This window comes from Bradyrhizobium sp. USDA 376 (assembly GCF_054063675.1).
Map to the genome: position 1 here is coordinate 6,008,163 of NZ_JBSSGN010000001.1, position 26,078 is coordinate 6,034,240.

28 protein-coding genes are annotated in these 26,078 nt (G+C 63.4%); 16 read left to right on the forward strand and 12 right to left on the reverse strand.

Annotated elements, in window-relative coordinates:
- The first annotated feature begins 64 nt into the window (after positions 1-64).
- A complete protein-coding gene (locus ACVJ19_RS27780; protein WP_453952389.1) occupies positions 65-1,054 on the forward strand; it encodes an integrase core domain-containing protein in 990 nt (329 codons plus the stop codon).
- Positions 1,055-1,216: 162 nt separating this feature from the next.
- Here ACVJ19_RS27780 and ACVJ19_RS27785 read toward each other — a convergent pair whose 3' ends face one another.
- Positions 1,217-2,026 carry a cobalamin-binding protein gene (locus ACVJ19_RS27785; RefSeq protein ID WP_456739460.1) on the reverse strand — a complete coding sequence of 270 codons (810 nt, stop codon included), beginning with the start codon at positions 2,024-2,026 and terminating at the stop codon, positions 1,217-1,219.
- A gap of 118 nt (positions 2,027-2,144) precedes the next feature.
- Between ACVJ19_RS27785 and ACVJ19_RS27790 the strand changes: the two genes are divergently transcribed.
- A complete protein-coding gene (locus ACVJ19_RS27790) occupies positions 2,145-2,543 on the forward strand; it encodes a PaaI family thioesterase (protein ID WP_212337126.1) in 399 nt (132 codons plus the stop codon).
- Positions 2,544-2,695: 152 nt separating this feature from the next.
- On the forward strand, positions 2,696-3,301 hold the full coding sequence (locus tag ACVJ19_RS27795) for an N-acetyltransferase family protein (RefSeq protein ID WP_453952390.1): 606 nt from the start codon (positions 2,696-2,698) through the stop codon (positions 3,299-3,301).
- Positions 3,302-3,378: 77 nt separating this feature from the next.
- On the opposite strand, the gene ACVJ19_RS27800 is transcribed toward ACVJ19_RS27795, so the two are convergent.
- From ACVJ19_RS27800 to ACVJ19_RS27815, 4 genes are all read right to left on the reverse strand, one after another.
- A complete protein-coding gene (locus tag ACVJ19_RS27800) occupies positions 3,379-3,684 on the reverse strand; it encodes a hypothetical protein (protein ID WP_063683963.1) in 306 nt (101 codons plus the stop codon).
- A gap of 103 nt (positions 3,685-3,787) precedes the next feature.
- The gene (locus ACVJ19_RS27805; protein ID WP_453952391.1) at positions 3,788-4,474 is read right to left on the reverse strand and encodes a DUF2161 domain-containing phosphodiesterase; all 687 of its coding nucleotides are present in this window, start codon (positions 4,472-4,474) and stop codon (positions 3,788-3,790) included.
- 96 nt (positions 4,475-4,570) lie between these two features.
- Complete coding sequence (locus tag ACVJ19_RS27810; protein ID WP_453952392.1) at positions 4,571-5,251, reverse strand: SDR family oxidoreductase; 681 nt, start codon at positions 5,249-5,251, stop codon at positions 4,571-4,573.
- Positions 5,252-5,273: 22 nt separating this feature from the next.
- Positions 5,274-6,032, reverse strand: a complete 759-nt coding sequence (locus ACVJ19_RS27815; protein ID WP_453952393.1) for a tyrosine-protein phosphatase — start codon at positions 6,030-6,032, stop codon at positions 5,274-5,276.
- A gap of 71 nt (positions 6,033-6,103) precedes the next feature.
- On the opposite strand from ACVJ19_RS27815, the gene ACVJ19_RS27820 reads away from it, so the two are divergent.
- The gene (locus ACVJ19_RS27820) at positions 6,104-6,430 is read left to right on the forward strand and encodes an MliC family protein (protein ID WP_453952394.1); all 327 of its coding nucleotides are present in this window, start codon (positions 6,104-6,106) and stop codon (positions 6,428-6,430) included.
- A gap of 111 nt (positions 6,431-6,541) precedes the next feature.
- On the opposite strand, the gene ACVJ19_RS27825 is transcribed toward ACVJ19_RS27820, so the two are convergent.
- Entirely contained in the window at positions 6,542-6,745 is a 204-nt protein-coding gene (locus ACVJ19_RS27825) for a DUF2735 domain-containing protein (RefSeq protein WP_453952395.1), read from the reverse strand.
- Between the two features lie 534 nt (positions 6,746-7,279).
- Between ACVJ19_RS27825 and ACVJ19_RS27830 the strand changes: the two genes are divergently transcribed.
- From ACVJ19_RS27830 to ACVJ19_RS27845, 4 genes are all read left to right on the forward strand, one after another.
- Positions 7,280-8,314 (forward strand): glutamine synthetase beta-grasp domain-containing protein, encoded by a 1,035-nt coding sequence (locus tag ACVJ19_RS27830; RefSeq protein WP_453952396.1) that lies wholly within the window; start codon positions 7,280-7,282, stop codon positions 8,312-8,314.
- 199 nt (positions 8,315-8,513) lie between these two features.
- On the forward strand, positions 8,514-9,215 hold the full coding sequence (locus tag ACVJ19_RS27835; RefSeq protein ID WP_453952397.1) for a GrlR family regulatory protein: 702 nt from the start codon (positions 8,514-8,516) through the stop codon (positions 9,213-9,215).
- Between the two features lie 20 nt (positions 9,216-9,235).
- On the forward strand, positions 9,236-9,922 hold the full coding sequence (locus ACVJ19_RS27840) for a substrate-binding domain-containing protein (RefSeq protein ID WP_453952398.1): 687 nt from the start codon (positions 9,236-9,238) through the stop codon (positions 9,920-9,922).
- 32 nt (positions 9,923-9,954) lie between these two features.
- Positions 9,955-10,776, forward strand: a complete 822-nt coding sequence (locus ACVJ19_RS27845; RefSeq protein ID WP_453952399.1) for a tetratricopeptide repeat protein — start codon at positions 9,955-9,957, stop codon at positions 10,774-10,776.
- 272 nt (positions 10,777-11,048) lie between these two features.
- On the opposite strand, the gene ACVJ19_RS27850 is transcribed toward ACVJ19_RS27845, so the two are convergent.
- On the reverse strand, positions 11,049-11,507 hold the full coding sequence (locus ACVJ19_RS27850; protein ID WP_453952401.1) for a hypothetical protein: 459 nt from the start codon (positions 11,505-11,507) through the stop codon (positions 11,049-11,051).
- Positions 11,508-11,604: 97 nt separating this feature from the next.
- Here ACVJ19_RS27850 and ACVJ19_RS27855 point away from each other — a divergent pair, with 97 nt between their 5' ends.
- Positions 11,605-11,754, forward strand: a complete 150-nt coding sequence (locus tag ACVJ19_RS27855) for a hypothetical protein (protein ID WP_007591825.1) — start codon at positions 11,605-11,607, stop codon at positions 11,752-11,754.
- Positions 11,755-12,021: 267 nt separating this feature from the next.
- Positions 12,022-12,726 carry a GrlR family regulatory protein gene (locus ACVJ19_RS27860; RefSeq protein ID WP_453952402.1) on the forward strand — a complete coding sequence of 235 codons (705 nt, stop codon included), beginning with the start codon at positions 12,022-12,024 and terminating at the stop codon, positions 12,724-12,726.
- A gap of 110 nt (positions 12,727-12,836) precedes the next feature.
- Here the strand turns inward: ACVJ19_RS27860 and ACVJ19_RS27865 are convergent, their stop codons facing one another.
- Positions 12,837-13,631: a class I SAM-dependent methyltransferase gene (locus tag ACVJ19_RS27865; RefSeq protein WP_453952403.1), complete on the reverse strand. Its 795-nt coding sequence runs from the start codon at positions 13,629-13,631 to the stop codon at positions 12,837-12,839.
- 101 nt (positions 13,632-13,732) lie between these two features.
- Here ACVJ19_RS27865 and ACVJ19_RS27870 point away from each other — a divergent pair, with 101 nt between their 5' ends.
- The 6 genes from ACVJ19_RS27870 (at position 13,733) to ACVJ19_RS27895 (ending at position 21,064) form a co-directional block, all read left to right on the forward strand.
- Positions 13,733-14,527, forward strand: coding sequence for a class I SAM-dependent methyltransferase (locus ACVJ19_RS27870; RefSeq protein WP_453952404.1), 795 nt, complete (start codon positions 13,733-13,735; stop codon positions 14,525-14,527).
- A gap of 95 nt (positions 14,528-14,622) precedes the next feature.
- Positions 14,623-14,865 (forward strand): hypothetical protein, encoded by a 243-nt coding sequence (locus ACVJ19_RS27875; protein ID WP_453952405.1) that lies wholly within the window; start codon positions 14,623-14,625, stop codon positions 14,863-14,865.
- A gap of 353 nt (positions 14,866-15,218) precedes the next feature.
- The gene (locus ACVJ19_RS27880) at positions 15,219-15,434 is read left to right on the forward strand and encodes a hypothetical protein (RefSeq protein WP_453952406.1); all 216 of its coding nucleotides are present in this window, start codon (positions 15,219-15,221) and stop codon (positions 15,432-15,434) included.
- A gap of 292 nt (positions 15,435-15,726) precedes the next feature.
- On the forward strand, positions 15,727-17,187 hold the full coding sequence (locus ACVJ19_RS27885; RefSeq protein WP_453955222.1) for a glucan biosynthesis protein G: 1,461 nt from the start codon (positions 15,727-15,729) through the stop codon (positions 17,185-17,187).
- Positions 17,175-19,316 (forward strand): glucans biosynthesis glucosyltransferase MdoH, encoded by a 2,142-nt coding sequence (mdoH, locus tag ACVJ19_RS27890; RefSeq protein ID WP_453952407.1) that lies wholly within the window; start codon positions 17,175-17,177, stop codon positions 19,314-19,316. The genes ACVJ19_RS27885 and mdoH overlap by 13 nt, the downstream gene beginning before the upstream one ends.
- 125 nt (positions 19,317-19,441) lie before the next feature.
- Positions 19,442-21,064, forward strand: coding sequence for an ABC-F family ATP-binding cassette domain-containing protein (locus tag ACVJ19_RS27895; protein ID WP_453952408.1), 1,623 nt, complete (start codon positions 19,442-19,444; stop codon positions 21,062-21,064).
- Between the two features lie 163 nt (positions 21,065-21,227).
- On the opposite strand, the gene ACVJ19_RS27900 is transcribed toward ACVJ19_RS27895, so the two are convergent.
- The 4 genes from ACVJ19_RS27900 to ACVJ19_RS27915 all read right to left on the reverse strand — a co-directional run bounded on the left by ACVJ19_RS27900 (position 21,228) and on the right by ACVJ19_RS27915 (position 26,078).
- Entirely contained in the window at positions 21,228-21,761 is a 534-nt protein-coding gene (locus tag ACVJ19_RS27900) for an REP-associated tyrosine transposase (protein WP_453952409.1), read from the reverse strand.
- Between the two features lie 126 nt (positions 21,762-21,887).
- The gene (locus tag ACVJ19_RS27905) at positions 21,888-23,297 is read right to left on the reverse strand and encodes a S8 family peptidase (protein ID WP_453952410.1); all 1,410 of its coding nucleotides are present in this window, start codon (positions 23,295-23,297) and stop codon (positions 21,888-21,890) included.
- 37 nt (positions 23,298-23,334) lie between these two features.
- Positions 23,335-24,078: a phosphatase PAP2 family protein gene (locus ACVJ19_RS27910; protein WP_453955223.1), complete on the reverse strand. Its 744-nt coding sequence runs from the start codon at positions 24,076-24,078 to the stop codon at positions 23,335-23,337.
- Between the two features lie 140 nt (positions 24,079-24,218).
- A complete protein-coding gene (locus ACVJ19_RS27915; RefSeq protein WP_453952411.1) occupies positions 24,219-26,078 on the reverse strand; it encodes an adenylate/guanylate cyclase domain-containing protein in 1,860 nt (619 codons plus the stop codon).

Consider the following 26,078-nt stretch of genomic DNA (forward strand, 5'->3'; position numbering starts at 1 on the left):
AGCGTCATTGCTGTGCATGTTCACTAATTCGCTGATTGGATCGCTCCAGCGGAGGAACGATCCGATGCGAGACAACAGCTATGACCGAACGGTTGAGCGCAACTATCTGCACAAGTGGCGTTTTCTGATTTCGGAGTATGAGGCGGTGAAGGCTGGCCGATCGCCGCTGTTCAAGCGGGTCGGCGACTTCTACCGGCACCACGGGACCTGCTCGCAGACGTTCCGCAAGTATTACAATCGCTATCTGCAGAGCGGCGAGGACGCGGATCTGCTGCCGCGGCGGCGCGGCCCGAAGTGGCGGGAACGGCGCGAGCTGGAAGGGATCGAGGCGGAGATCGTCGCCCATCGCAAGCGGGGGATGAACCGTTATGAGATTCATGCCGTCTTGCGCGAAACGCGCGACACGGTACCTTCGCCGATCACGATCTACCGGGTGCTGAAACACTACCGCCTGAACCGCCGCACGCCGGCGATGCGTGAGGAGAAACGCCGTATCATCAAGGACAAGCTCGGGGAGCTGGGCCACGTCGATCTGCATCAATTGCCGCGCGATATGTTCCTCGCGCCACCCCCGGTCACGGCCTACATCATCAGCCTGATCGACAGCTGCTCGCGTCTGGCCTGGGCCGAGGTCCTGACATCCAAGAAGGCGCTGCCGGTCATGTTCAAGACCCTGAAGATGATCAACACCCTCAACGTCACCTATGGGCTCGTCTTCCAGGAAATCCTGTCCGACAACGGCGCCGAGTTCGCCGCCCGCACCAAGCCGGGCGAGCATCCGTTCGAGGCCATGCTGCTCGAGCTCGGCATCAAACACCGCTACACCAGGCCCTATCGGCCGCAGACCAACGGCAAGGTCGAACGCTTCTGGCGTACCCTCGATGACGACGTCATCGACGGCGCGACCTTCGACAACCTCGACCACTTCGCCAATGAACTGTTCGAGTACCTCGTCTACTACAACAACCACAGACCCCATCAGGCCTTGGCGGGACAAACTCCCAAGGCCTTCGCCGCTACCAAGACCACCGCGATCCAATCAGCGAATTATTGAACATCGACAATTGCGAGCCCGATTGGATCACCGTCACCCTGAGGCGCGAGCCGCGGTGCGCAGCAGCGCGAGCGAGCCTCGAAGGGCGACGGTCCGGCTGCATCGCGGCCGTTCATCCTTCGAGGCTCCCTGCACGGTGCTGCGCACCGCACAGCTCGCACCTCAGGATGACGGGGTAGACAGTTTCGAGCGCGTCCCCCACAACGCCTTCACGATCGCATCGAGCCCGTCGGTCAACGCCGCAGGTCCCGGTTGCAAGATGATCGGCGACTTGATCTCGACGATGCGGTCGTTACGCACGGCGGGGATCTCGCTCCAGCCATCGCGCGCGCGGATGCGGGCAGGGACGACCTTCTTGCCGCACCATGAGGCGAGGATGATGTCGGGTGCGGCCTCGCGCACCGCCTCTGTCGAAACGATCCGATCCTTTGCCGCCTGCCGATGCCGCAGTTCTGGGAAGACATCCGCGCCCCCGGCGAGCTCGATCAGTTCGGAGACCCAGCCGATGCCGGAGATCAGCGGATCGTCCCACTCCTCGAAATAGACCTTTGGCTGCGGCGAGGGGCGGGGCGTTGCTGCGATTGCGGCGAGGCGCCGCTCAAAACTCTGAGCGAGGTCCTCCGCGCGCTCGACCGCGCCGACCAGCGCACCCAGCGTTCGGATCATCGCCAGAATTCCGGCAACATCGCGCTGGTTGAAGATGTGGACGTCGACACCGGCGCGGACGAGATCGGCGGCGATACCAGCCTGAAGATCGGAGAAGGCCAGCACCAAATCCGGCTCCAGCGCCAGGATCTTTGGGATGTCCGCGGAGACAAAGGCCGACACCCGCGGCTTTTCCCGGCGCACCTGGGGCGGACGGACGGCGTAGCCGGAAACGCCGACGATGCGGTCCTGCTCGCCGAGCAGGTAGAGTGTCTCGACCGTCTCTTCGGTCAGGCAGACGATGCGGCGGGGCGGGTAGTGGCGCATGGTGCACCATATGCGCTCATGCCGCGGCTGATGTCACGGCGGCCATTACCTCGGACGTCATTGCTATGCCGCGCGAAGCAATTCACCTTGAGAACACAAGGAATTGGGAGGAGATCCGATGACGCCGCTCGAGAAACTTAAAGCGATGAAGATGCCGTTCGCCGAGCTCAAGGGCGTCGAGTTCGTCGAAGCCGAGAAGGACCGCGTGGTGGCGCGGATGACGGTCCGGCCCGATCTCTGCACCCTGCACCACACCATCCATGGCGGCGCGGTGATGGCGCTGGCCGATTCCGTCGGCGCTGCGGCAACCGTGATCAACCTGCCCGAAGACGCCAAGGGCACCACGACGCTCGAAAGCAAGACCAATTTCATCGGCGGGGCCAGGGAGGGGGCCACGGTCATCGCCACCGCCACCCCGGTCCACCGGGGCCGGCGGACCCAGGTCTGGACCACCCGGCTGGAGACCGAGGATGGCAAGCTGGTGGCTGTGGTGACCCAGACGCAGCTGGTCCTGTAAGGCTACGGGGCGTTGATTTTGTTAACGAAATAGTTATCCCCGATGCCGCTAAGTTGGGTAGGTTCCCGCCTTGAAAAACGTGTTGCGTTGCACAATATAGGGGTCCTAGGGATTCGAACGCCTCCTCGAGGGACACCAAGAGGAGTTTTGACGTGGTACTTCAAGAGACCGTCCGCACTGCCCCGGGCTATGTGCGGACCCTGATCCAGCAGGAAGAATTGCCGCTTCTGCGCGATCACCTGCTCAGACTCGATGCCGAAAGCCGGCACGACCGTTTCAACGGCTTTCTCGACGACAGCTTCATCGAGCGTTACGCCGCCCGCTGCGCCGAGGATGGCACCGTGATCGTCGCCTATATCGTCGACGGCGTGGTTCGCGGTGCGGCCGAGCTGCATCCGCCGGAAGACGATTCACTGCCTGAGGTGGCTTTCAGCGTGGAGGCCTCGGCACGCCGCCAGGGCGTCGGTACCGTGCTGTTCCGCCGCCTGATCGCGGAGGCGCGCTGGAAGGGCTACAAGCAGCTGCGCATCACCACGGGTGCCGAGAATCACGCGATGCGGGCGCTCGCCAGGAAGTTCGGCGCGCATCTGGCTTTCCGCCACGGCGAATCGACCGGAACGATCGATCTCGCCAAGACGCCCGAGGCCGAGCTGGCGGATCTCGCGGCGGCGCCGTTCACGGCGGGCCGCGCGCTGCTCAGCTTCAACTCGACCTGCTGGAAGATCATCTCCAGCATGTACGGCAATCGCGCCGCCTAGCTCAGAAGCGCACTGGAATCAAAAAGCGGACCGGCAAAACCGGTCCGCTTTTGTATGTCGGATCGAGAAATAAGCGCTCAGGTACCGGTGCGCGTTGCGGTGCTGAAGCGGCGCACGACGCGGCGTTCGACCACCACCGAGCGCTGCGCGCCCTGTTCGCCGGCGATCACGCGCGTCGCGGTGATGCGGCTGTTGGTGCGGGCCTGCTTCTTCACCTCGGCCTGGACGACATCGAGCGGCATTCCCATCAGAGCTGCGGCGATCTCGGCCTGCTGCTCCTGGTCGTCGGTGATTCCGACGGCGGCGAAGATCGCCTCGTCCAGGGTCGGCGGGTCGTGACGCACGCGCCGCGTGCCATATTTGGTATTCCAGTCTGCGCTCATGGTAGCCTCATTTCGATCCGGGATACCTAGTGCTGCCTATGTTGCATTGCAATATGAATTTGGTGTGGCATCTCAGCTATTCACCGCTTGCATCGATCCGGCGTCAGGGCGGTGACGGAACACCGGCATCGGCCTCCACCCGGTGCTGCGGCCAGCGCTTCAGGGCGGCATGTCCGGCCTCGGTGAGCCCGTAGATTCCCCGCTCAGCGCGCTCGAACCAGCCATACACATTGTTAAGCAAGATCTTGCCGGCATCGGGACACCGCACACGCAGCTCGCGTACGGGCCGCGGGCCGGACGCGAGTTCCGACGCGCAAGCCAGCGCCTGCTGCCGGTAGGCCGTCATGATCGGTGCGCGCGTGCTGCCGCCGAGCACCGGATCGCCCTGGCGGCGCTGATGCTCGGCAACGAGTCGCGAGCGAATCTTCGGCTCGCGGCGCGGGGCCGCCGTTGGCGGCTTCACCAGCACCTCGACCTGGCCGCGGTCGGTCACCCCGAGCATGCCGAAACCGAGGCGACGGCAGAGATTGCGGTAGCGCGCGTCGCTCTCGCGTCCCTTGCCGCGCGCGGACATCTTTGCGGCGATCCAGACCTCGTCGCCCGCCGGCGCGCGGTCGACCGCCTGCAGGATCAGCTCGAGATTGAAGGCGAGCTTGAGCTCGCCGATCACCACGACAGGCGGATCGCCGGCGCTGAGGCCGACGAGATCGCAGCCGCCGATCTCGCCCTTGACCGTGAAGCCGAGCTCTTCGAGGAAGCGTTTGACGGGCAGGTAGAGCGCGGTTTCCACGGGTGGTCCGATCGAAGAATCAGTTGCGTGCAGTCTAGAGCCTTCTCGGCTCCGATTGAATCCGAGGCGCGCCCGGACGTTTCGATCTGAACGCAGCTACACCCGCCCGCCGACCGGGATCAGCGCGCCGGTGATGCCGCTGGCGGCATCGCTGGCGAGGAACAGGATCACCTCGGCGAGCTCCTGAGGCGTCACCCACTTGGAAAAGTCCGCCTTCGGCATGTCGGCACGGTTGGCCTTGGTGTCGATGATCGAGGGCAGCACCGCGTTCACGGTGACCTTGCCCCTCCACTCGCTGGCGAGCGCCTCGGTGAGGCGATGCACGCCGGCCTTTGAGGCGGCATAGGGGCCCATGCCGTTGCCGGCCTGGAGCGCGCCCATGGCGCCGATGTTGACGATGCGGCCGGCGCTGGACGCGGTGAGATGCGGCAGCGCCGCGCGCGAGGTGTTGAGCGCCGTCAGCACGTTCAGCGCATACATGCGTTGCCACGTCGTGATGTCGCCGTCGCCGACGGTCTCGAAGGCGAAGCCGCCGGCGACGTTGACCAGTCCGTCGAGCCGGCCAAAATGCTTCGCCGCCGTATCGATCGCCGTTTTTGCCTGCGCGGCGTCGGACAGATCGACGCCGCCGATTTCGATGCGCTCGGGCGTCGCTGGCAGTTGCGAGGGGGCATGATCGATACCGGCGATGAGTGCGCCGCGAGACTGCGCGATGTCGGCAACCACTTTGCCAAGCGCGCCGAGCACGCCGGTGACGACCAGAACCTTGCCTTGCATCATCGTTCTCCCGCCGCAGCCGCTACGCTTGCAGATAGCGCGCCTTCAGTGCGGTCCGCTCTGCTGTGCCGAGCTTGAGCCCATCGCGCAAGTAGGTTTCGAGATCGCCATAGTCGCGCCCGACGGCTTCGAAGGCGGCTGCCAGGTACGAGGCCTCGACGGAGCCGATCGCGTCGAGAACGTCGGCGGGAAGATCGGCGGCGTTCGAAGCGTCGCGCTTGTAGTGCCGGTTCGTCAACAGATAGTCCTCGGCAATGACGTCGTCGCCGACGCCCAGCGCATGCAGGATCAGTGCGCTGGCAAAGCCGGTGCGGTCCTTGCCGGCGGTGCAGTGGATCACGAGCGGCGCGCGGTCTTCGAGCAGATGGCTGAACAGTGCGCGAAAGCTATGCGTGTTGTGGCGAACATAGTTGCGATAGGATTCGCGCATGAGCTCGAGCGCGACCGGTGCGGTCAAGTTGCCCCTCGCGAGCTCGGCGCGCAGCGCGGCGACGACGGTCGGCTCGATCGGCAGCGAGTACACCGCGATCTCGTTGACGACGCAGACGCCGGCCGCACGCTCCTCGACACCGCGAAAATCGAATGCGCTTCTGACACCGAGGGCGCGGACGATCTCGACATCGGCTGCGGTGAGCTGTCCGAGATGATTGGAGCGAAAGATGTGCCGCCAGCGCGTGGTGCGGCCGTCGGCGGTCCGATAGCCGCCGAGATCGCGAAAGTTGCTGGCGCCTTGCAAGGCGAGATGGCGGGCAGGGGAGTCCTTTAGAGAAGAGTCTTGCATGGGATCAGCTTGGGTTATGGTTCCACCGGACGCACGGCGGGCGTCCTTGAGGTCTATTACAGGGGGCGATCATGGGCCGGCACAAGGCCATTGTTTTGGCGATCACCATGCTGGCGGTCGGATTTTTTGGAGTACGGCAGGCGCATGCGCAGACGTTCAAGACCTACCGCTGCGCCGATGGTACGCAGTTCATCGTGGGATTTTATGACTATGACAAGCGCGCCTTCCTCCAGATCGACGGCGAGCCCGTCACACTTGCCAAGCGGCTGTCGGTCTCGGGCGCACGCTATTCGGGCGCGGGAATCACGCTTGTCATCGGCAAGACCGGCGCGACCACGGTCAAGCATCTGAAGCGGCCGGTCACGGCCTGCGCGGTGATCGAAAAGCCCGGGCTCTAGCTGGAAGTCCACCAGGAATCAAAAAGGGCCGAAACACCGTTGTTTCGACCCTTTTTCAAACTGCTGCCGGTCGCTTGCGAGAGCCCGGCGCTATCAAACCAGCAGTTGGCATTAGCGTTCCCATTTGGGCTTGGCTTCGTCGACCGCGTCCTGGTGGTACCAGCTGTCGCTGCAGATCGAGACGTTCGCGGGAAGCGAAGCGTGATCGGCGGGAAGGCGGGTCTCGCCATAGCGGCGTCCGGCGAGAGCTGAGCGGCCCCCGACAGGGAATTGGTAGATCGTCGCAGATCCGTGACTCAGACCATTGTTCATCATTGCGATTCTCCTTGGTCGAAGCGCCTTGGCCTCCATGGTGCGCCCGACTCGTTCGATTGTGGTTACTGGAATCCCCATATCGGCCGCGCATCCCGAATTGGAAAGTGCTGAAAAGGAAATCAGTTTCCGCCCAATTTGTAGGCACGCAGCTAACTGCACCCCCAAAGGCACCCTGTGAATGGCTAACGCCTAGGCCATTCCAAAGGTTGCTAGGCAGGGGCCCGGGGCTTTACGAAAATTGCCGGACGTTGATGCGCGTTTCATCGGCAACCTTCGGCACAGATCGGCCTGCTCCAGAATCAGGCGTTTTCCGCGGGATTTTTGCGGTGCAGCTTCACGCGAAGGTGCGCCGCTATGACGCACGCCGCTGTGGACGATCGGCCGGCGGCGGGGAGGGACCGGCCGTGGTGGAAAACCTGCCAGGCTGCGGCCTTTTGGCACGCAAAATGCTTGTAGAGCGCCGGCCGATGATGGCCGGGTACAAACGTGCGGGGCTCTCAACCCCACCTTTCGCATCATCTACAGAGAGGCTCAATGACCAAGTATAAGCTCGAGTACATCTGGCTCGACGGATATACGCCGACTCCGAATTTGCGCGGCAAAACTCAGATCAAGGAATTCGCGTCGTTCCCGACGCTCGAGCAGCTTCCGCTCTGGGGCTTCGATGGCTCCTCCACCCAGCAGGCCGAAGGCCACAGCTCCGATTGCGTGCTGAAGCCGGTCGCGGTGTTCCCGGACGGCGCCCGCACCAACGGCGTGCTGGTGATGTGCGAAGTCATGATGCCCGATGGCAAGACCCCGCACGCCTCCAACAAGCGCGCCACCATCCTCGACGATTCCGGCGCCTGGTTCGGCTTCGAGCAGGAATACTTCTTCTACAAGGACGGCCGTCCGCTCGGCTTCCCGACCGCCGGTTATCCGGCGCCGCAGGGCCCGTACTATACCGGCGTCGGCTTCTCGAACGTCGGCGACGTCGCCCGCAAGATCGTCGAAGAGCATCTCGACCTCTGCCTCGCGGCCGGCATCAACCATGAAGGCATCAACGCGGAAGTCGCCAAGGGCCAGTGGGAATTCCAGATCTTCGGCAAGGGCTCCAAGAAGGCCGCTGACGAAATGTGGATGGCCCGCTACCTGATGCTGCGCCTCACCGAGAAGTACGGCATCGACATCGAATTCCACTGCAAGCCGCTCGGCGACACCGACTGGAACGGCTCGGGCATGCATGCCAACTTCTCCACCGAGTACATGCGTACGGTCGGCGGCAAGGAGTACTTCGAAGCGCTGATGGCCGAGTTCGACAAGAACCTGATGGACCACATCGCCGTCTACGGCCCGGACAACGACAAGCGTCTGACCGGCAAGCACGAGACCGCGCCGTGGAACAAGTTCAGCTACGGCGTTGCCGATCGCGGCGCCTCGATCCGCGTTCCGCACTCCTTCGTCAACAACGGCTACAAGGGCTATCTGGAAGACCGTCGTCCGAACTCGCAAGGCGACCCCTACCAGATCGCTTCGCAGATCCTGAAGACGATCTCCGCCGTGCCGACCGACAAGAAGGCCGCGGCCTAAGATCCTCCCGGCCCGGGCTGGGGGGCTGGCCCGGGTTGGCATTCAATCCGCCGGAGCTGCAAGGCTCCGGCGGATTTTTGCATTCTGATGACAGCCATCCCCATGATGCGCGGGGGCTGCGCCGCGTGAAACTTGTCCACCGCCGCCGAAAGCGGGATAGAGTGCCCGTGGATGCGCGCTGGGGCCGGGGACACGGCTGGTGTTTGAGGGTTTCTACAAGGTGCGGTTTCAGCTCGGCGACGCCGTCGGCCGGAGCGTGATGCATGCCGGCAATGGCAAGATGCTCGGCGGCAATTCGGCCTTCGCCCATATCGGCACCTACGAGAAGACCGATGAGGGCGTCGACGTCGTGATCAAGACCGTCCGTCACAATCCCGATCCGAACTACCGCGCCATGGCCGGCACCGATGATGCGACCTTGCTGGCGAAGGGCTGGGCCGACGGCGATCTCTATCGCTTCAAGGGCGAACTGAAAGAACTGCCGGGCGTGCCGTTCCAGTCGGTGATGACGCCGATCACGGAAGATGAGGTGCCGATCGCGGGCGGCGTCGGCGAGGGCGGCATCGCCGATGGCCTCTACTCGATCCACCTGCGCATGCTCGACGGCATCGATGGCGGCCTCACCGGCGTGATGCTGCTCAACCAGGGCCGCATCCTCGGCGGCGATGCGGCGTTCTACTATCTCGGCAGCTACACCGCCGCGAAGGGCCGCTGGAAGGGCCAGATCCTCAATCAGGAGCATACGCCCGCCAAGAACGATCCGATCTTCGGCGGCCACGAGGTCGGTATCGGCTTCTCCGGTAGCTATGATGCCGAGGAGGCGGTGCTGGAGGCCACGGCGCTCGCCGGCAAGCGCAGCCTTCGCCTCACCGCCGCGCTCAAGCTGATGCACCGCGCCTGAACGCTATCCCGGGAATTTACATGGCACACACCATCCGCATGCTCTCGACGCTCGGCCTGGCGGGCGCGATGCGCAGCCTGTCCTCGGCCTTCGAGACCGCCAGCGGCATTCATGTCGATGCGGACTTCGCGCCGACGCTGGCCCTGCTCAAGCGCCTGCGCGCCGGCGAGGCCGCCGATCTCGTGATCCTCACGCGCGAGGGGCTCGACGAGATGATCGGCGAGGGCCGCGTGGTTGCGGAAAGCGCGGCCGATCTGGCGCGCTCCTTCGTCGGCATTGCCGTGCGGGCAGGGCAGCCGCATCCTGACATCGGCAGCGAAGCCGCGCTGCGCCAGACGCTGCTCGCGGCGCGGTCCGTTGCCTATTCGCGGCTGGGTGCGAGCGGCGTGTACTTCGCCCAGCTGATCGTCCGGATGGGGATCGCGGCCGAGATCAACGCCAAGGCCACCATCGTCGAGCAGGGTTTTACGGCGGAGCGGCTCGTCAGCGGCGAGGCCGATCTCGCCGTGCAGCAGATCAGCGAGCTGAAGCAGGTCGGCGGCATCGAGGTGGTCGGCCCGATCCCGCATGATTTGCAGACACCGGCCGTCTTTTCCGCCGGCCGCACGACAAACGCGAAGAACGCCGTCGCGGCCGATCGGCTGCTCCGCTACCTGGCCTCACCGGAGGTCGTTCCTGTCCTCCGCCAATCCGGACTCGAGCCTTGAATTTGCCGGGGCGGGGACGCAACTTGTCGTCCATGCGAACCTATCTCCTTGCCATCGCCGTCGCGCTCGCCGCGCCCCTCGCGGCGCATGCGCAATCGGCCGACCTTGTGCTGTGCGACCGGGTTGCGGCCGATCCCAGCGATCCCGACAAGCCGGCCGACGTGAAGGGCGTTGCGGAGATTGCTGCCTCCGACGTCGCGACCGCGATCAAGTTCTGCAAGCAGGCCGCGCCATCCTCGCGCCGAGCGATGTTCGCGCTGGGGCGCGCCTATGCGGCCAACCGGCAGACGGCGGAGGCGATCGCCGCCTGGCGCAAGGCGGCCGACAAGGGATCGAGCGCGGCGATGGTCGAACTCGGCGTCGCCTACGGCAACGGCTCGGGTGTTGCCAGGGACGAAGCACAAGCGCGAAAGTTGTTCGAGAAGGCGGCGCAATCAGGCAATCCGCGCGGCGTCAGCAACCTTGCCGCGCTCGGCAGCGCAGGTGGCGGGGCGCCGGCCGATCCCGCGCAGGCCCGTGCGCTGCTCGGCAAGGCCGCCGAGACCAATGCGGAGGCGCAGTACCAGCTCGGCCTGATGCTTTCCGAAGGCGATGGCGGCGCGAAGGACGATGTCGCGGCGCGCGCGCTGTTCGAGAAGGCGGCGGCGCAGAACCATCCCGGCGCGCTGGAGCGGATGGGCGCCTTCGCGCAGGAGGGCCGCGGCGGCGCGAAGGACAAGGACGCTGCAAAGGCCTATTACGAGCGCGCTGCAGCGCTCGGCGATGAGGACGCCAAGAAGGCGCTGGAGCGCATTCGCTGTCCCTATGCGATCAAGGACAAGCAGGGCAAGCTCGTCACCACGCTGTGCTTCTGATTGACCTCGCCCTTCGGGAGGGAGGGCTATCGCACATGGAAGCGGGTTGCCCGCGGCCATCCTTCGAGACGCCCGCTTTGGGCGGGCTCCTCAGGATGAGGACGGAGTGCGCGTCCGTCGTTTCAGCAGGCACCGATGCTGATGAGCCTCATCCTGAGGAGACCGCTGGAAGCGGTCGTCTCGAAGGACGAGGCGCGCGCCGAGGCCGTCCAAAATGACATATGTGATTGCCTTGCTTGAGCAGGGATGAGTCGAGCGTCCGCCTGCGCAGCTCACTTCATGTAGTAGGCGAGATTGTTGCGGGCGTCGCGATAGGTCGTCTCGAGGAAATCGGGATACTCGGCGGCGGCCTGCGCCACGGCGCGCACGATGCAGGCCCAGAAATCGCCGTCCCATTTGAAATGCGCTTCAGTCGCGCCCTCGAACTTGACGGCGGTGATGATGGCCCGCCGGATCGCATCGTCGTCGGCATCCGGATGGGCGCGCTTCACGTAGGCGAACATCGGCCCTTCATGGGCATGGTCGCGATCGTAGCGGTATTTCGCGGCCATCTGCTGCGGCGTGAGGGTGCGATTGATGCGGACCTCTTCGGCGGCCGGACGCCCTTCGATCGAATCCAGTCGGTAGCGCCAGCGCCAGAGTTCGAAGGCGGCGTCGAGCAGCGGCCGCTTCGCCGCGCTGGCGACGAATTCGGCGACCTGCTCTTCGGGAGATGGCTCTGTCTGGTTCATGCCCCTTGGTCGTGCGCCTGCGCCGGCGGGTTCGATGGAGGAGCAGGAACCAGCTCCGGCAGCGGCCGTTGAACCCCGACAAGCGGGAGGCCCGATCATGATCCGCAAACTGGCATCCGGCGAATATCGCCTCTATTCACGCAAGGTGAATCCGAAGACCGGCAAGCGCCGCAACCTCGGCACGTTCAGGAGCCGTGCGGCGGCCGAGAAGCACGAGCGCGAGGTGCAGTATTTCAAGCGTCACTGAGGCGGGGAGCGGGCCCTCGAAAACAAAACGCCGAAAACAACCCCATGCACAGTAGCCGGAGCACTGAAATCGCAGCGAAATCCCGATCTGCTGTTTTTACGAAAATTGTTTGATCCGTTGTTTGACCCGTCGGGCAAAACAGGGGCATAATGGCAACATGGCAGAGCAGGTCCTTGAATGAGCCCTGCGCGGAAAAGCCGGGTGGAATCGGTGCGGCAGCGGTGCTAGGTAGCCCGCGATTCTTTTTGATTTTGCGGGTTTATCGCGTTGCTGGACGGACTCTACAAGGTTGAATACGGGGTCAACGATGCGTTCGGCCGCAGCATCATGTGCCTGCATGACGGCAAGATGCTGGGCGGCAATTCGGGCTTTGCGCATCTTGGTACCTATGTCGAGCGGGACGGCGAGATCAGCGCCGAAGTCATCACCGAGCGGCACAACCTCGATCCCAACTACAAGCCGCTGATGGGCGCCGACGTCGCCTCGATCGGGGCGCGCGGCCGCCTGCACGGCAACGAGATACGTCTTCAGGGCGGTGCTGACACCATGCCGGGCGCCCATTTCTGGGCCAACATGACGCGGCTCGACGACGGGGCGCTGCCGCCGCGCGGCGCGATCGGGCCGGGCGGCATCGCCAACGGGCTCTACGGAATGAGCCTGCGGGCGCTCGACGGCGTCGATGCCGGGCTGTCCGGCGTGATGCTGCTGATCGACGGCCGCATCCTCGGGGGCGATGCGTTCTTCTACTATCTCGGCTCCTATTCCTCGGCGGACGGCCGCTGGAAGGGCGAGATGCTCAACCAGGAGCACACGCCGGCGAAAGGCGAGAACCCCGTGTTCGGCGGTTTCGAGGTCGGGATCGGCTTCTCCGGGACCTGCACGGAAGACAGCGGCGAGCTCGAAGGCATTGCGCTGGCCGGCAAGCGCAGCCTGCGGCTGGCGGCTTCGCTCAAGCTGATGCGGCGGGCTTAGGGCGCACACTCATTGGCGTAGTCCACTTCGTGAGCTGAAGCAGGCCTCACGCCTCGCCCAAGCCAATCTCGACCCTTAGCTGACTTGCGCGAGTGCAAAGCGTGCCGCGGTCATCGCCGCCCGCTTCCGAACCTGTACTCCACTTCTATCTCGATTGGTCCGCCAGTATCGCGAAGATCACGCCGTACTTCCTCGCGCACGGCACGGCGGGTTGCGTCAGGGAGGGAGACGAATGCCTGTCCGGGTACCCCCGCACCTTGTTCGACAGGTGCGAAGTAAGCGTCAAAGGAAGGTAGCGCGAAGCTATGGGTTTCCGTGACAATCTCGACATCCCGGAAATTTGCGGCCTCAAATAGCGATTTCAATTTCATCTCGTCGCCAAGTGAAAATACGCGAGCGGTAGCCTCCGCCAACGATGGCAAATAGCGTGCAATGGAGAGGTTAATCCGAAAGTTGTAGGACCGCTCTGGCACTGTGCTCACTGAGACAGCGGCGCGCCCGCCGGGGCGAAGTACGCGATGGAATTCAGTGAGGCCGCGCTGTGGGTCGGGGAAAAACATCAGTCCGAGACTGCACACTACCGCATCGAAGCTTCCATCCAAAAATGAAAGCGCCTGCCCATCCTCTACTGTGACCGATGCGTTTCTTGCTTGGCCAAGGCGCGCACGCGCCCTCTCGGCCATTGCCGGCGAAAGGTCGGCGGCAGTGACGTGGCCCGCCGAGCCGACGACGGCAAGGGCCGCTTCGGCCGCGAGTCCAGTGCCCGTGGCAATGTCGAGGACGCGCATCCCCGGCGTGATATGGGCCGCACGCAGCAAGAAAGGTGCGAAATGGGTCGTGACTTGCGCGAACGCACCGTCGTACCCGGCCGCCGCTTGAGCTTCGTAGCTCAGTTCCTTCGCCATGGGCACCTCCATTAATCGACACCCCGCCATTAAAGTCGGGACCATGCCTGAAGACCAGCCTAATTCCGGGATCAAAGGCACCCGGGATCAAGGAGGCGCTCATGGCGGAGGCCTTGAACTATAAGGCTCAAGCGGCAGCCGGCTACGATGGCATGTTCGCGCAGGTCACGACCCATTTTGCACCCGGCTTGCTGCGTGCGGCTCGTATCGCGCCGGGAATGCAGGTCCTGGACATTGCCACAGGCACCGGGCTCGTTGCCGAACCCATCCTTGACGCCGTCGGTCCAACGGGTTGCCTCATAGCTGCCGACCTGTCTCCAGCGATGGCCGAGAAGGCGCGCGAGCGCCTCGGCCGGTCGAGCAACGTGTCGGTCACAGTGGAGGATGGACAGGCACTTTCATTCCCGGATGGAAGCTTCGATGCGGTCGTGTGCAGCCTTGGACTGATGTTCTTCCGCGACCCGCAGCGCGGCCTCGCCGAATTCCATCGTGTGCTTCGCCCCGGCGGGCGCGCCGCTGTCTCAGTGAACACGGTGCCGGAACGGTCCTACAATACCCGCATCAACCTTGCGGTTGCCCGCTACCTGCCATCGCTGGCGGAGGCTGCCGCTCGCGTATTTGCGCTCGGCGACGAGATGAAATTAAGATCGCTTTTTGAGGATGCAAATTTCCGGGATGTGGGGATCACTCTGGAAGCCAGGGTTTTCACGCTGCTTTCGTTTGACGCCTACTTCGAACCAATCGAAGCAGGCGCAGGATCGGCAGGGCAAGCATTCATATCCCTGCCGGCGGCCGCCCGCCGCGCCGTGCGCGAGGAGCTCCGCCGCGAACTTGGCGATGCCGGCGGGCCCATCGAGCTGGAGATCGAGTACAGATTTGCAAGCGGACGACGCTGAACGACCCGCCCTGCGCGAGGTTCTGACAGCGGACCACGGCATCACTCTTTGACTTCGGCGCGCCTCTCGAGTTTGCAGGCTGGAGGAGAATCGCGATGATCGAGAGACCTCAGCGGCAGCCGCAAACGCCTCTCGTTCGTGATGCGGGGGACGATGAAGCTCCATCTGCAGAGCCGGCGGATCGTGAAGATCAGAACTCGTTCTATTATGCGAATTGTTGTCTTGGTGTCTTTCCAACTGACCCGGTCGATCTTCACGATTTCGCAAAAGGGCAACTCTTGGCTTTGGCGATATTTGTTCCGGTCGCGATAGCGCTTTTCATATTTTCTGCTTTGTAAGGCCTTCCGCCTGATGGGCGCAGCGGCAAGTCCGCCATGGCGAGGTGCAGCACCGTTTCGAGGAATTGGACGATGCGCTCGATGGCGAGGTCGGGATCGGCTTCCCCAAGACGTCTACGGAGCATCGCGCAGGCCGGCTAGCGCAGCCTGCGCCTTGCGGTTCGCGCAAGCTGATGCGAAGGGCTTAGACTTGGGGCCACTTGTCCTGCGGCATCAACGATCGGGAAAAAGCGGCATAAGCAGGAACGTTCGAGAAGATTGTCGAGTTGGAAATCATGCGCGTTGCGGCGTGGCTGATGGCCTGACGGACGCTACTCTACGGCGGATTCGCAGCACTGCCGCTCGAGGATCATATGTACAAGACTGCGATATACGATGAACTGCGGCAGGTTGAGCGCGATGTCGTCGAAGGGGAAAGACGGCTCGCAGAGCAAGAGGCGCTCATTGTCGAGATGAAGCGCCAGAATGAGGACACGGCCAAGGCCGAAGCCGAACTTGAACGAATGCGGGCTGAGCAACGATGTCGCGATCAGGACCGGCAACGTCTCCTCTCGCTGCTGCAACCCTGAAACGATGCCCGCGATGAAATCCCGTCACGGTCGTGGCGGCAACCTCGCGCGATGATCCAGCAAGGTCCATTGCAGCGCTCGACGCCGATGCTTGCTCGTCACGACAGGGACGAGGGCACGCTTCGGCAGTGAGTCAGCGGCCGGATTCATTGTGCTGACCGACATTGTCGCACCCGTTTTTTCCGGGAACTCCGGGGAACATCGACCGTTCTCCACGTTGCTCTCATTCGGAGACGTGAGCTTGAACCGACGCCAGCTACTTCGCGCATCAGCTGCTGTTTCAGCTGCCGCTATACTCTCGCGTGCAACGGACGCTCAGACGGGCGCTTCGTCGTCTTTCAGCCCATCCTACGTGCGCCAACTTGCTCGCTCCCTTGCGGCCAAGCCATTCGAGCCTCCCGACGAGAAGCTGCCGGCTGCACTGTCGAATCTCAACTACGACCAATATCGATCCATTCGCTTCACACCCGACAAGGCGTTGTGGCGTGACGAGAAGCTGCCGTTCGAGGTGCAATTTTTCCACCGCGGCTTCTTCTACAAGAACAGGGTCGACATCTTTCAGGTGGCGGACAGGAGCGTCATGCCGGTCCCGTATCGGCGCGATGACTTCTCCTTCGGCGACGGTCTCGGGCAATGGCAAGATGCCGACGTCGGGTTTGCCGGATTGCGCATTCATGCTCCGATCAACAGGCCGGATTACTATGATGAAGTTTGTGTGTTCCTCGGCGCCAGTTACTTCCGAGCCGTCGCGAAAGGGCAGACATATGGTCTGTCCGCACGCGGACTCGCGATAGATACAGGCGAAGCCAAAGGCGAAGAGTTCCCGGTCTTCAAGACGTTCTGGCTGGAGAAGCCGGCGCCAAACGCCGCTTCCGTCGTGGTGCACGCGCTGCTGGACAGCAAGAGCGCGGCAGCAAGTTACCGATTCACGATCCGGCCGGGCCAAACCACGGTACTGGACGTCGAGATGGCCCTCTATCCTCGCGTAGACGTCGAACATGCCGGGCTTGCGCCCATGACCAGCATGTTCTTCTTCGGACCGAACGACCGCAAGGATTTCGACGATTTCCGCCCCGCGGTTCACGACTCGGATGGACTTGCGATGCTCAACGGCAGAGGTGAACAACTCTGGCGACCGCTCAACAATCCGCGCGATCTGCAGATCAGCAGCTTTGCGGACGTCAATCCCGGCGGCTTCGGCCTGATGCAGCGGGAGAGGAGTTTCTTCGCTTATCAGGATCTCGAATCCAGCTTCGAAAGGCGCCCAAGCCTCTGGTTCGAGCCGATCGGCGATTGGGGGGAAGGAGCGGTAAAGTTATTCGAGATACCGACCAAGGAGGAAGTCCACGACAACATCGCCGCACTCTGGCAGCCGAAGCAGCCGCTGGCGGCAAAGAGCGAGCACATCTTTACCTATCGGCTGCACTGGGGGCCGGACGCACCGAAACCCAAGGCACTGGCACGATTCACGCGCACCGGGATCGGCAGCCGGGGCGAGGGTAGCAAGCTGTTCGTGTTGGAACTCATGGGAGACCAACTCAAAGAGATCGATGCCAAGACCATCAAAGGCATGGTGACCGCCGAAAAGGCCGAGATCAGCAACATCGTCACGCAACCCAATCCCATCACGGGTGGATGGCGTCTGAGCTTCCAATGCGCCGTCAAGAGGCAAGCTGCGATCGAGTTGCGAGCCTTTCTGGTTCAGAACGAAGAGCCGGTCTCGGAAGTATGGGTCTATCGATGGACGCCCTGAAGCTGTCGCCCGCGCCGCGGCGAGACGCCCTCAGCAGCCCGTTTTTGCCGCCGGAAAGCCCGCTTCCGATGCCGCCGTGCCGGCTGGATCGCGCGTTTGAAGCGAGACGGTCGCCGGTCCATCCGGGTGCTACTTTGATGGTTCGCCGCCTCTTCCTTTTTGCCGGAACGGGGGGCCTGACGGTTATTGGCGGCTACGGCATGTATGACGTGGTGAAGGTTGGGGGCGTCACGTTCCTCGAGGCGATGCTGCTCGGTCTGTTTCTCGTGCTGCTCGCCTGGATCGCATTCTCCTTCATGTCGGCGCTTGCTGGATGTTTTGTACTGCTGATGCGCAGGCGCCCCGGTCTTCCGATCGACACGACGTGCCCGCTGCCTCGTGTCGCGTCGCGAACGGCCATGCTGTTGCCGACCTATAACGAGGACCCGGATCATGTCATGGCGCGGCTGCGCGCGATGTATGAATCGGTCGAAGCGACGAGCGCCGGGAACCAATTCGACTGGTTTTTGCTGAGCGATACGACCGATCCGGACATCTGGATTCGTGAAGAGATGGCGTTCATTCGCCTGCGCCACGCCTGCGGCGGAGATCGGCTGCATTACCGGCATCGCTCCGACAATACCGCGCGCAAGTCGGGCAACATCGCCGACTGGGTCAGGAGATTCGGCGCGAACTATGACTGCATGATCGTTCTCGACGCGGACAGCCTGATGGAAGGAGACACGATCGTCCGCCTTGTTCACGCGATGGAGGCTCATCCGGCTGCCGCACTGATCCAGACACAGCCGGTCATCGTCAACGCGCGCACGATGTTCAGCAGGCTGCAGCAGTTCTCGGGGCGCATGTACGGTCCCATCATCGCAGCCGGCAATGCCTGGTGGCACGGCGCCGACAGCAACTATTGGGGCCACAACGCCATCATCCGGGTCCAGGCCTTCGCTGCGGAAGCCGGACTGCCGGAGCTGCGTGGTCGCAAACCCTTCGGCGGGCACATTCTGAGCCACGATTTCGTCGAGGCCGCGTTGATGCGCCGTGCTGGCTGGGCGATCTATATGGCACCTACCGTTGGCGGCAGCTTTGAAGAAGTCCCGCCGTCGATCCTGGATTTCGCGGGCCGAGACCGTCGCTGGTGTCAGGGCAACCTTCAGCATCTCGCCGTGTTGCCCGCGCGCGGGCTGCACTGGATATCGAGGCTGCATCTGCTGACGGGGATCGGCTCCTACCTGACCGCGCCGCTGTGGCTTCTGTTCCTGGTGCTCGGCCTGCTCATTTCACTGCAGGCGCACTTCATCCGGCCGGAATACTTTCCGAAAGGGTTCAGTCTGTTTCCAACCTGGCCGCAACAGGACCCCGTCCTTGCGGCCTGGGTCTTTGCCGCCACAATGGGCCTTCTCATCCTGCCGAAGCTGCTGGCTTATCTGGTGATGATCAGCAATCGTGAAGAGCGGAGGGGCTTTGCAGGCAGCACCCGCGTATTTGCCGGGGTCGTTTGCGAGACGCTTGTCGCGGCATTGATCGCTCCCTGCATGATGATCTTCCAGAGCAAGGCGGTCGTGGAGATTCTCGTTGGCCGAGACGCCGGTTGGCAGGTGCAGCGCCGGGGCGATGGGGGGCTTGCTCTCGGCGAAGTGTATCGCAAGTTCGCCGGCCCCACGCTTTGCGGGCTGGTCCTGTCGCTCAGCGCTTATGCCGTTTCCTTGCCTCTCCTGCTATGGATGTCGCCCGTGGTGCTGGGCCTTCTGCTTTCAATTCCCTTGGGCATCGCAACGTCGTCGCGGTTGAGGCGACCCGGAGTCTTTGCCACGCCGGAAACCAGCCGTCCGCCCGCCGTGGTGCTCCGTGCAAACGAACTTGCTGCGTCCGAGTCCACCGAAATGGCCGGGGCGCTACGCCAGCTCAGCCAGGATTCGGAGCTGCTGGGCGAGCATCTGGGCTCGCTGTGCCTTCCCAGTCCGCGCAGGTTTGGTCGTATCGACGTGCCTCTTGCTACGGCAACTGCCAAAATCGAGGAATGTGAAAGCCTGGAGGACGCCGCAGGCTGGCTCGACAAGTCGGAATTGCGCGCCGTTCTTGGCCACCCCGGCTTGCTCGAGAGAGTCCTTGCGCTGTCTCCCGGCAGGCAAGAGTAGCCACCCCGCTGGTGCGAAGCCTGGTTCCGCTGGCGTGTCTGGGGGAATCCGGGTCCCGCCGGGCTTCCCCTGGCGGGCCATATGCCCTATGACGCTGCAACGCAAAAATCCCCCCAAAAGACCCCATGATCCGCCTCGACAACGTCAGCAAGCAAGCCGGCCACCAGATTCTGTTCATCGAAGCCTCCGCGGCCCTCAACAAGGGCGAGAAGATCGGCCTTGTCGGCCCGAACGGCGCCGGCAAGACCACCCTGTTCCGGATGATCGCCGGTGAGGAACTGCCCGATGAGGGGCAGGTCTCGACCGATCGCGGCATTACCATCGGCTATTTCAACCAGGATGTCGGCGAGATGTCTGGCCACAGCGCCGTGGCCGAGGTGATGAATGGCGCAGGTCCCGTCAGCGAGGTCGCGGCCGAGCTGCGCGAGCTCGAGGCCGATATGGCCGATCCTGACAAGGCCGATCAGATGGACGAGATCATCGCGCGCTATGGCGAGGTGCAGCACCGGTTCGAGGAGCTGGACGGCTATGCGCTCGATGGCCGGGCGCGCGAAGCGCTGTCCGGCCTCGGCTTCAGCCAGGAGATGATGGACGGCGACGTCGGAAAACTCTCCGGCGGCTGGAAGATGCGCGTGGCGCTGGCGCGGATTCTCCTGATGCGTCCCGACGTCATGCTGCTCGACGAGCCGAGCAACCATCTCGATCTCGAAAGCCTGATCTGGCTGGAAAAATTCCTGCACGATTACGAAGGCACGCTGCTGATGACCTCGCATGACCGCGAGTTCATCAACCGCGTGATCTCCAAGGTGATCGAGATCGACAGCGGCTCGCTCACGACCTATACCGGCGATTACGAATTCTACGAGCAGCAGCGGGCGCAGAACGAGAAGCAGCAGCAGGCCCAGTTCGAGCGCCAGCAGGCGATGCTCGCCAAGGAGATCAAGTTCATCGAGCGCTTCAAGGCGCGCGCCTCTCATGCGGCGCAGGTGCAGAGCCGGGTGAAGAAGCTCGACAAGATCGAGCGGGTCGAGCCGCCGCGCCGGCGCCAGAGCGTCGCCTTCGACTTCCTGCCGGCGCCGCGCTCGGGCGAGGACGTCGTCGCCTTGAAGAACGTCCACAAGGGCTATGGCGCCAAGCGCATCTATGACGGGCTCGATTTCATGATCCGCCGCAGGGAGCGCTGGTGCGTGATGGGCGTCAACGGCGCCGGCAAGTCGACATTGCTCAAGCTTGTCGCCGGTGCAAGCGAGCCCGACCAGGGTACGGTGGCGTTAGGGGGCAGCGTCAAGATGGGCTATTTCGCCCAGCATGCGATGGATCTGCTCGACGGCGAGCGCACCGTGTTCCAGTCGCTGGAGGACCAGTTTCCGACGGCGGGGCAGGGCAGTTTGCGCGCGCTCGCCGGCTGCTTCGGCTTCTCCGGTGACGACGTCGAGAAGCGCTGCCGCGTGCTCTCGGGCGGCGAGAAGGCGCGCCTCGTGATGGCGAAGATGCTGTTCGATCCGCCGAACTTTTTGGTGCTGGACGAGCCCACCAACCATCTCGACCTCGCCACCAAGGAGATGCTGATCACGGCGCTGTCCGATTTCGAAGGCACCATGCTGTTCGTCTCGCACGACCGGCATTTCCTGGCGACGCTGTCGAACCGCGTGCTGGAGCTGACGCCGGAGGGCATCCACCAGTACGGCGGCGGCTACACGGAATACGTCGCGCGCACGGGGCAGGAAGCGCCAGGGTTGCGGTCGTAGTGCGCTTGTAGCCCGGATAGAGCGCAGCGCAATCCGGGTTCCTGCCACGCGCGCGGTCGTGCGATGCGGATGGTCTGGCCCCGGATTACGCTGCGCTCCATCCGGGCTGCAAGAGCGCCGACGGGATCCCGTAGCCCGGATGGAGCGTAAGCGTAATCCGGGATCACTCTCCGCGTTCACCGAAACTGCCGTTGATCTCGCCGCTGCCGCCCCACTCGGCGGGCAAGATGCCGGCACGAACGTAGCGATGGAGCGAAGAGTAGGGCCAGTCGATCGGTGACGCGACGAGGCCGTGCTTGACGGGATTGAAATGGATATAGTCGGCGCATCGTTCGAAATCCGCGTCGTCGCGAATGGTGTGCTCCCAAAATCGTCGCTGCCACAGGCCGAACTCGCCGCGATGATTGCGACCGACTGGTATGCCTGAAGCGACGAGCCGGTGCGTGAACAGGCTCTTGATGCGTCGCCATCGACCGGAGAAGTCCGAGTCATTTTCCGGCAACGTCATGATGACGTGGAGATGGTCGGGTAGGATCACGATCGTGTCGATTGTGAACGGTCTTTCGATCCGGGTCGTCTTAAATGCTGCGCGCAGCTGCGCGACGTGGTCGACCAACGCGGACGATCTTCGATCGTCCAGCGTCGCGGTGAAGAAGTAGGCGCCGCCGGGTACGAAATTTCGCCGATAGCGAACCATGCGAGAGTTTCCCGGATTGCGCTTCGCTTCATCCGGGCTACAACCAAATCGAGAGAGTTGCAATGGAGGCGCGGGGTTGCGGAGCTAGAGCAGTTCCTCATGGGCCTCGGCTGGCGATCTGCGCGCTCATGGAATGATGCCCAGGCTTCGCCCCGCCGCCACCGGCCGGACGATGCCGTAGCCGTAATCGTAGTTGGGCACTCCGCCGCCCTGGGGCCGCGCCGTCGCTTTCAATACCGCAATCATGGTTGCCGGATCCGTCGCCGTCGGTGGCCGCAGGGTTCGCAGCGCGGCGACGCACCCGGATGCGATGGCGCATGACGTCGACGTTCCCATATCCGGCTCGAAGCCGCGCGGACCGCGCTGGATCTTCGAGCCGAGAAACTGCGTGTAGGCGGTGATGTCGGGCTTCTGCGGAGACATGCCCGCGATCGACGGTCCTTGCGAGGAATAACAGACGCGCACGTCGTGGATGTCGCAACCGGCGAGCGTCAGCACTTCGTCGTAGGCGTTGGCGCCCATGATCGTTCCCTCCGTCCGCTGCAGACACACGGCATTGGGGCAGCCGTCGCCGCAGTTGCCAGCGGCGAAAACCACGTCGGCCCCGAATGCCGTGAGCAACCAGACGTACAGTCTGAAGGGGTGATTGGGATTGTCGATGTAGCGCATGGGATCGCCGGGCGGGAAGTCGTCGAGGCTCGGATGAAAGATGCCCCAGCTATTGTTGACCACGAGCGCGGTCTGCGGAATGGCCCCGATGACCGCCCAGCGCCAGATCAGGACCAAGTAACCGCGCATCATTTCCCCGATCGTGGCACTGACGGTGTGCTCCCCGGCCGGACGTCCAAGCAGCAAGGGATAATCGAGCAGCGTCACGTTCGGAGCCACCACGAGCACGCCGTAGGCGCACATCGTTCCGTGTCCGATGCGATGGTGGCCCGGCTTTGTCGCCACGGTCGGTGGCGTCCACGAATTGCCGACATCCAGGTCCGGGTTGAAGCCGAACCGCTGCGCAAGATGTGACCTGCAGATGCCGGTATCAACGATCGCGACGGCAACACCCGCACCATAAAGGCCGTTGTGCTGCAGCGTCGCAGTGTTGAGGTCCAGCCGAACCGCTTCGGTATCGCCCGTGGCCTTGTTGGCAGGGGGCAAAGCAAGCTGGCCGCGCACATCAGGATCCAACCAGACCGGCTCGCCGTTGTTGAAGCCCGGCTTGGCGAGGCTCGCGGGATCAACGTAGGCGCGGATCAGGAATTTCTTCGATTTCTCGAGCGCGAGGAGCGAGGACGCTTTTTCGGCCCTGTCCTTGATCGAGACTGCAGGCCGCTGATCAGCGCCATCCCAGATCGGCAGGGCGCCGAACTCATCGTCGATCACAAAGTCGGGCGCCGCGTTCTCGTGGACGTATTCGCGCATCGTGCCGGCCGGATTATCGCCCTTGAGCAGGTCGTTTGCCGCCTCGACGAGCACGCTATTCTGATTACGCTGCGCCAGCACCCGTACATAGCCGGTGCGCAGTTCCCAAGGCTTCATGACTGCCTCCGCTGCCGTGGTCAGGTTGCGCGCGATCTCACTGCCATTCGGTCTTCGCGAGTTCGAACGTGGTCGCGTAGAACGGGCAGGCCTTCAGAAAGGGCCTTATGGCGACCGCGGCCCTGGCGCCCGCGTCGATGTCCTCGCGATAGTGCAATCCCGCGATCATCCGGTTCATCCCGACCCGCGCCGCCAATGCGCGCAACGGCTCCTTGTATTGGGGCAGCAGGTCAGCCAGGCATTCGGAGGTGAGCGTGCCAATGAGCGCGTGTCCGGCCGGATAGGCCGGGTGTCCCGGGACCTGGACCGGCGGATACAGCGTCGGGCAGACCTGGCTTGGTCGCGGCTGGTACCAATAGGGCGGGGGCCCGGCACCAGCCGGGTTCGGATATTGGAGCTTGAGCTCGACCATCGCAAACTCGCCGACCCGGGCCATGATCTTCATCAGCAGGAACGTGTGTGGGTGGGACGTGGCGCTGATGTTGAGAAGCTGCAGCCAGCGCATCTGAAAATTCTGGTTCTCCTCCACGATTTCGCCGAGCGCTTCCGGCCGCTCCGCGACAGCCAGCACCAGGACCTCGTCGATCATCTTCGCAGTGACCGGGTAGGTGGGCGGTGGCAGCGCGACCGCCGCCTGCCATTGCTTGCCGTCGATCTGCTGCGACAGAAATTCCGGCAGGATCGCTATGGCGCGCAGATCCGGATCCCATTCCGCGTCTCGGAACCTGGCGCTGTAGTCCCGCGTGATGGCGATCTCGGCAAGCGGCCGATCGGCGCGCATCGCGAACACGGGCGATCCACCGCCGCCCGAGCCGCCTGACCAGTTTCCTCCGAACCAATTGCCACCAAACCAGTTGCCTCCGAACCAATTGCCCCCCATGACGGGATCCTCCTGTGGTTCGCTGCAAATGCAGCATGGTTTCAATCCGGCAAGCCTGCCTCTCGCAAATGGTCGATGAAGCGTTCCCGCAAACCTATTTTGAAGGGGCATCGCTCGCGATAGGCCGAAAGCTTGAATCGAGGCTGGATGTCCAGAAGCATCCTGGTGATGCCCCGGGCCTCCTCCTCCTGGCCCTTCGCAATGTAGGCGGCTGCCAGAATACGCAGGTTGGCGGACAGCCGTCCGTTCAGAGCTGCGGTCTTGCGGGCCCACACAACCGCCTCGTCGTAATTGCCGTTGATGTAATGCGCTTGGCCGAGAAACATCAGGTAAAAATATGCCTGGGTATCGGCCGGCGACAGACGCAATCCCTGTTCAGCGCGCGTGATCGCTGACTGGCCCTCCTCAAGGTAGCCGTACACGCCACTGCTAAGGGTCCAAGCCATAGCATTTCCGGGCGACGCGCTCAACGCTCGATCAAAGAGGTCGAGCGCTGCGTCGTAGTCCTTGAACAACAGCGCCTTGGTGTGTCCGAGAACGGCCAACGCGAAACCGTCTGCCGGCGCACGATCGACCGCCGCAGTGGCAAGGCGCGCCGCTTCCGCCGCATCGGGGCCGCCCTCGGCGCCCCAGCCTTGCGCGACATTGTGAATGTGCCAGAGCGCTGCATAGGCATAGGGAGTGGCATAGCTCGGATCCGAAGCGATTGCGGCCTGCAACAGTTCGCCCGCCCGGCCGAAGTCGAAGAAATTCATGCGATACATGAAGTCGATCGCCTTCATGAGCAGCTCGTAGGCATTGAGATTGTCCGAGCGCTTTTGCAGCGCGCGCTTCAGCTCTGCCTCGCGGACCTGGGGAGCGATGCTCCATACGATGCGCGTCGCAATGCGGCTCTGAAATTCAAACAGTTCGGAGACATCGCCATCATAGTGATCTGCCCAGAGCATGATCCCCGCTTCGACGTCCTTCAATTCCACGCCAATGCGAAGCCGCTTGTCGGCTCGCCGGATGCTGCCGCTCAGGACGTATCGGACGCCGAGGTCCTGGCCGATCTTCTGGCTGTCGATCGGTCCGCTGCGATAGGGAGACGTCGACATGCTCGAGATGACGAACAGCCCGCGGAGGCTCTGAAGCGCCACGACGATCTCGTCGGCCGTCCCGTCGCCGAAGTAATCGTCCTCCGGATTCGCTCCCTGCGTACGAAACGGCAGGACCGCGATGTAGGGCACCTTGGCCTGGCGGCTCGCCTTGCGGCCGCCGCTCGACGGCAATCGTTCTGCCTCCGGCAGCAGCAGAGAATAAGCGTGAACAGGGCGGGCAAGATGCTTGAGCCGGAGCACGCCCAGGTCCTGGACAGGTACGTCGAGCCGGTCCTTGATCTGCTGGAACATCTCGCCTGAAAGCACCACGCCGCCAGCCGGCGCCGATTGCTCGAGTCTCGCCGCGATGTTGACGCCCTTTCCGAAGATGTCCTCGGATTCGACGATGGTCTGCGCAACGTTCAGACCCATTCGAAATTGTATCTTCCGATCGTATCCTTCCCGGGTCTGCGCGGCCGCGACTTCGGCTTGCAAGGCGACCGCACAGCGCGCCGCATCGAGCGAGGAATCGAAAGAGGCGAGAAAGCCGTCCCCCGTATTCTTCACGATCCTGCCGCGGAAGGAGACGATGCACGGGTTGATCACGCCGAAACGAAGCGCTCGCAGGCGGATGTGCGTTGCCTCCTCCGCCACCTCGGTCAGGCGAGCATAGCCCACGACGTCGGCGGCCAGAATTGCGAGCACGCGCCGCGATGGCGGGGCCTCTGCAACATCGATCCCCGGATGGTTCACCTTGACCACCCCGCTACCTGGCAGAACGGGGACGGGATAGCAGAACGTGACGCTATCGACAGCGCGCAC

Excerpts from the sequence above, each read along its gene's own strand:
- ACVJ19_RS27820 (WP_453952394.1), top strand. The coding sequence starts at position 6,104 with ATGGGCCGGCACAAGGCCATTGTTTTGGCGATCACCATGCTGGCGGTC.
- ACVJ19_RS27875 (WP_453952405.1), top strand. The coding sequence starts at position 14,623 with ATGATCGAGAGACCTCAGCGGCAGCCGCAAACGCCTCTCGTTCGTGAT.
- ACVJ19_RS27900 (WP_453952409.1), bottom strand. The coding sequence starts at position 21,761 with ATGGTTCGCTATCGGCGAAATTTCGTACCCGGCGGCGCCTACTTCTTC.
- ACVJ19_RS27880 (WP_453952406.1), top strand. The coding sequence starts at position 15,219 with ATGTACAAGACTGCGATATACGATGAACTGCGGCAGGTTGAGCGCGAT.
- ACVJ19_RS27910 (WP_453955223.1), bottom strand. The coding sequence starts at position 24,078 with ATGCGCGCCGATCGGCCGCTTGCCGAGATCGCCATCACGCGGGACTAC.
- ACVJ19_RS27800 (WP_063683963.1), bottom strand. The coding sequence starts at position 3,684 with ATGAGCGCAGACTGGAATACCAAATATGGCACGCGGCGCGTGCGTCAC.
- ACVJ19_RS27830 (WP_453952396.1), top strand. The coding sequence starts at position 7,280 with ATGACCAAGTATAAGCTCGAGTACATCTGGCTCGACGGATATACGCCG.
- ACVJ19_RS27780 (WP_453952389.1), top strand. The coding sequence starts at position 65 with ATGCGAGACAACAGCTATGACCGAACGGTTGAGCGCAACTATCTGCAC.
- ACVJ19_RS27865 (WP_453952403.1), bottom strand. The coding sequence starts at position 13,631 with ATGGCGAAGGAACTGAGCTACGAAGCTCAAGCGGCGGCCGGGTACGAC.
- ACVJ19_RS27895 (WP_453952408.1), top strand. The coding sequence starts at position 19,442 with ATGATCCGCCTCGACAACGTCAGCAAGCAAGCCGGCCACCAGATTCTG.
- ACVJ19_RS27785 (WP_456739460.1), bottom strand. The coding sequence starts at position 2,026 with ATGCGCCACTACCCGCCCCGCCGCATCGTCTGCCTGACCGAAGAGACG.
- ACVJ19_RS27825 (WP_453952395.1), bottom strand. The coding sequence starts at position 6,745 with ATGATGAACAATGGTCTGAGTCACGGATCTGCGACGATCTACCAATTC.
- ACVJ19_RS27845 (WP_453952399.1), top strand. The coding sequence starts at position 9,955 with ATGCGAACCTATCTCCTTGCCATCGCCGTCGCGCTCGCCGCGCCCCTC.
- ACVJ19_RS27905 (WP_453952410.1), bottom strand. The coding sequence starts at position 23,297 with ATGAAGCCTTGGGAACTGCGCACCGGCTATGTACGGGTGCTGGCGCAG.
- ACVJ19_RS27810 (WP_453952392.1), bottom strand. The coding sequence starts at position 5,251 with ATGCAAGGCAAGGTTCTGGTCGTCACCGGCGTGCTCGGCGCGCTTGGC.
- ACVJ19_RS27850 (WP_453952401.1), bottom strand. The coding sequence starts at position 11,507 with ATGAACCAGACAGAGCCATCTCCCGAAGAGCAGGTCGCCGAATTCGTC.
- ACVJ19_RS27815 (WP_453952393.1), bottom strand. The coding sequence starts at position 6,032 with ATGCAAGACTCTTCTCTAAAGGACTCCCCTGCCCGCCATCTCGCCTTG.
- ACVJ19_RS27790 (WP_212337126.1), top strand. The coding sequence starts at position 2,145 with ATGACGCCGCTCGAGAAACTTAAAGCGATGAAGATGCCGTTCGCCGAG.
- mdoH (WP_453952407.1), top strand. The coding sequence starts at position 17,175 with ATGGACGCCCTGAAGCTGTCGCCCGCGCCGCGGCGAGACGCCCTCAGC.
- ACVJ19_RS27870 (WP_453952404.1), top strand. The coding sequence starts at position 13,733 with ATGGCGGAGGCCTTGAACTATAAGGCTCAAGCGGCAGCCGGCTACGAT.
- ACVJ19_RS27840 (WP_453952398.1), top strand. The coding sequence starts at position 9,236 with ATGGCACACACCATCCGCATGCTCTCGACGCTCGGCCTGGCGGGCGCG.
- ACVJ19_RS27855 (WP_007591825.1), top strand. The coding sequence starts at position 11,605 with ATGATCCGCAAACTGGCATCCGGCGAATATCGCCTCTATTCACGCAAG.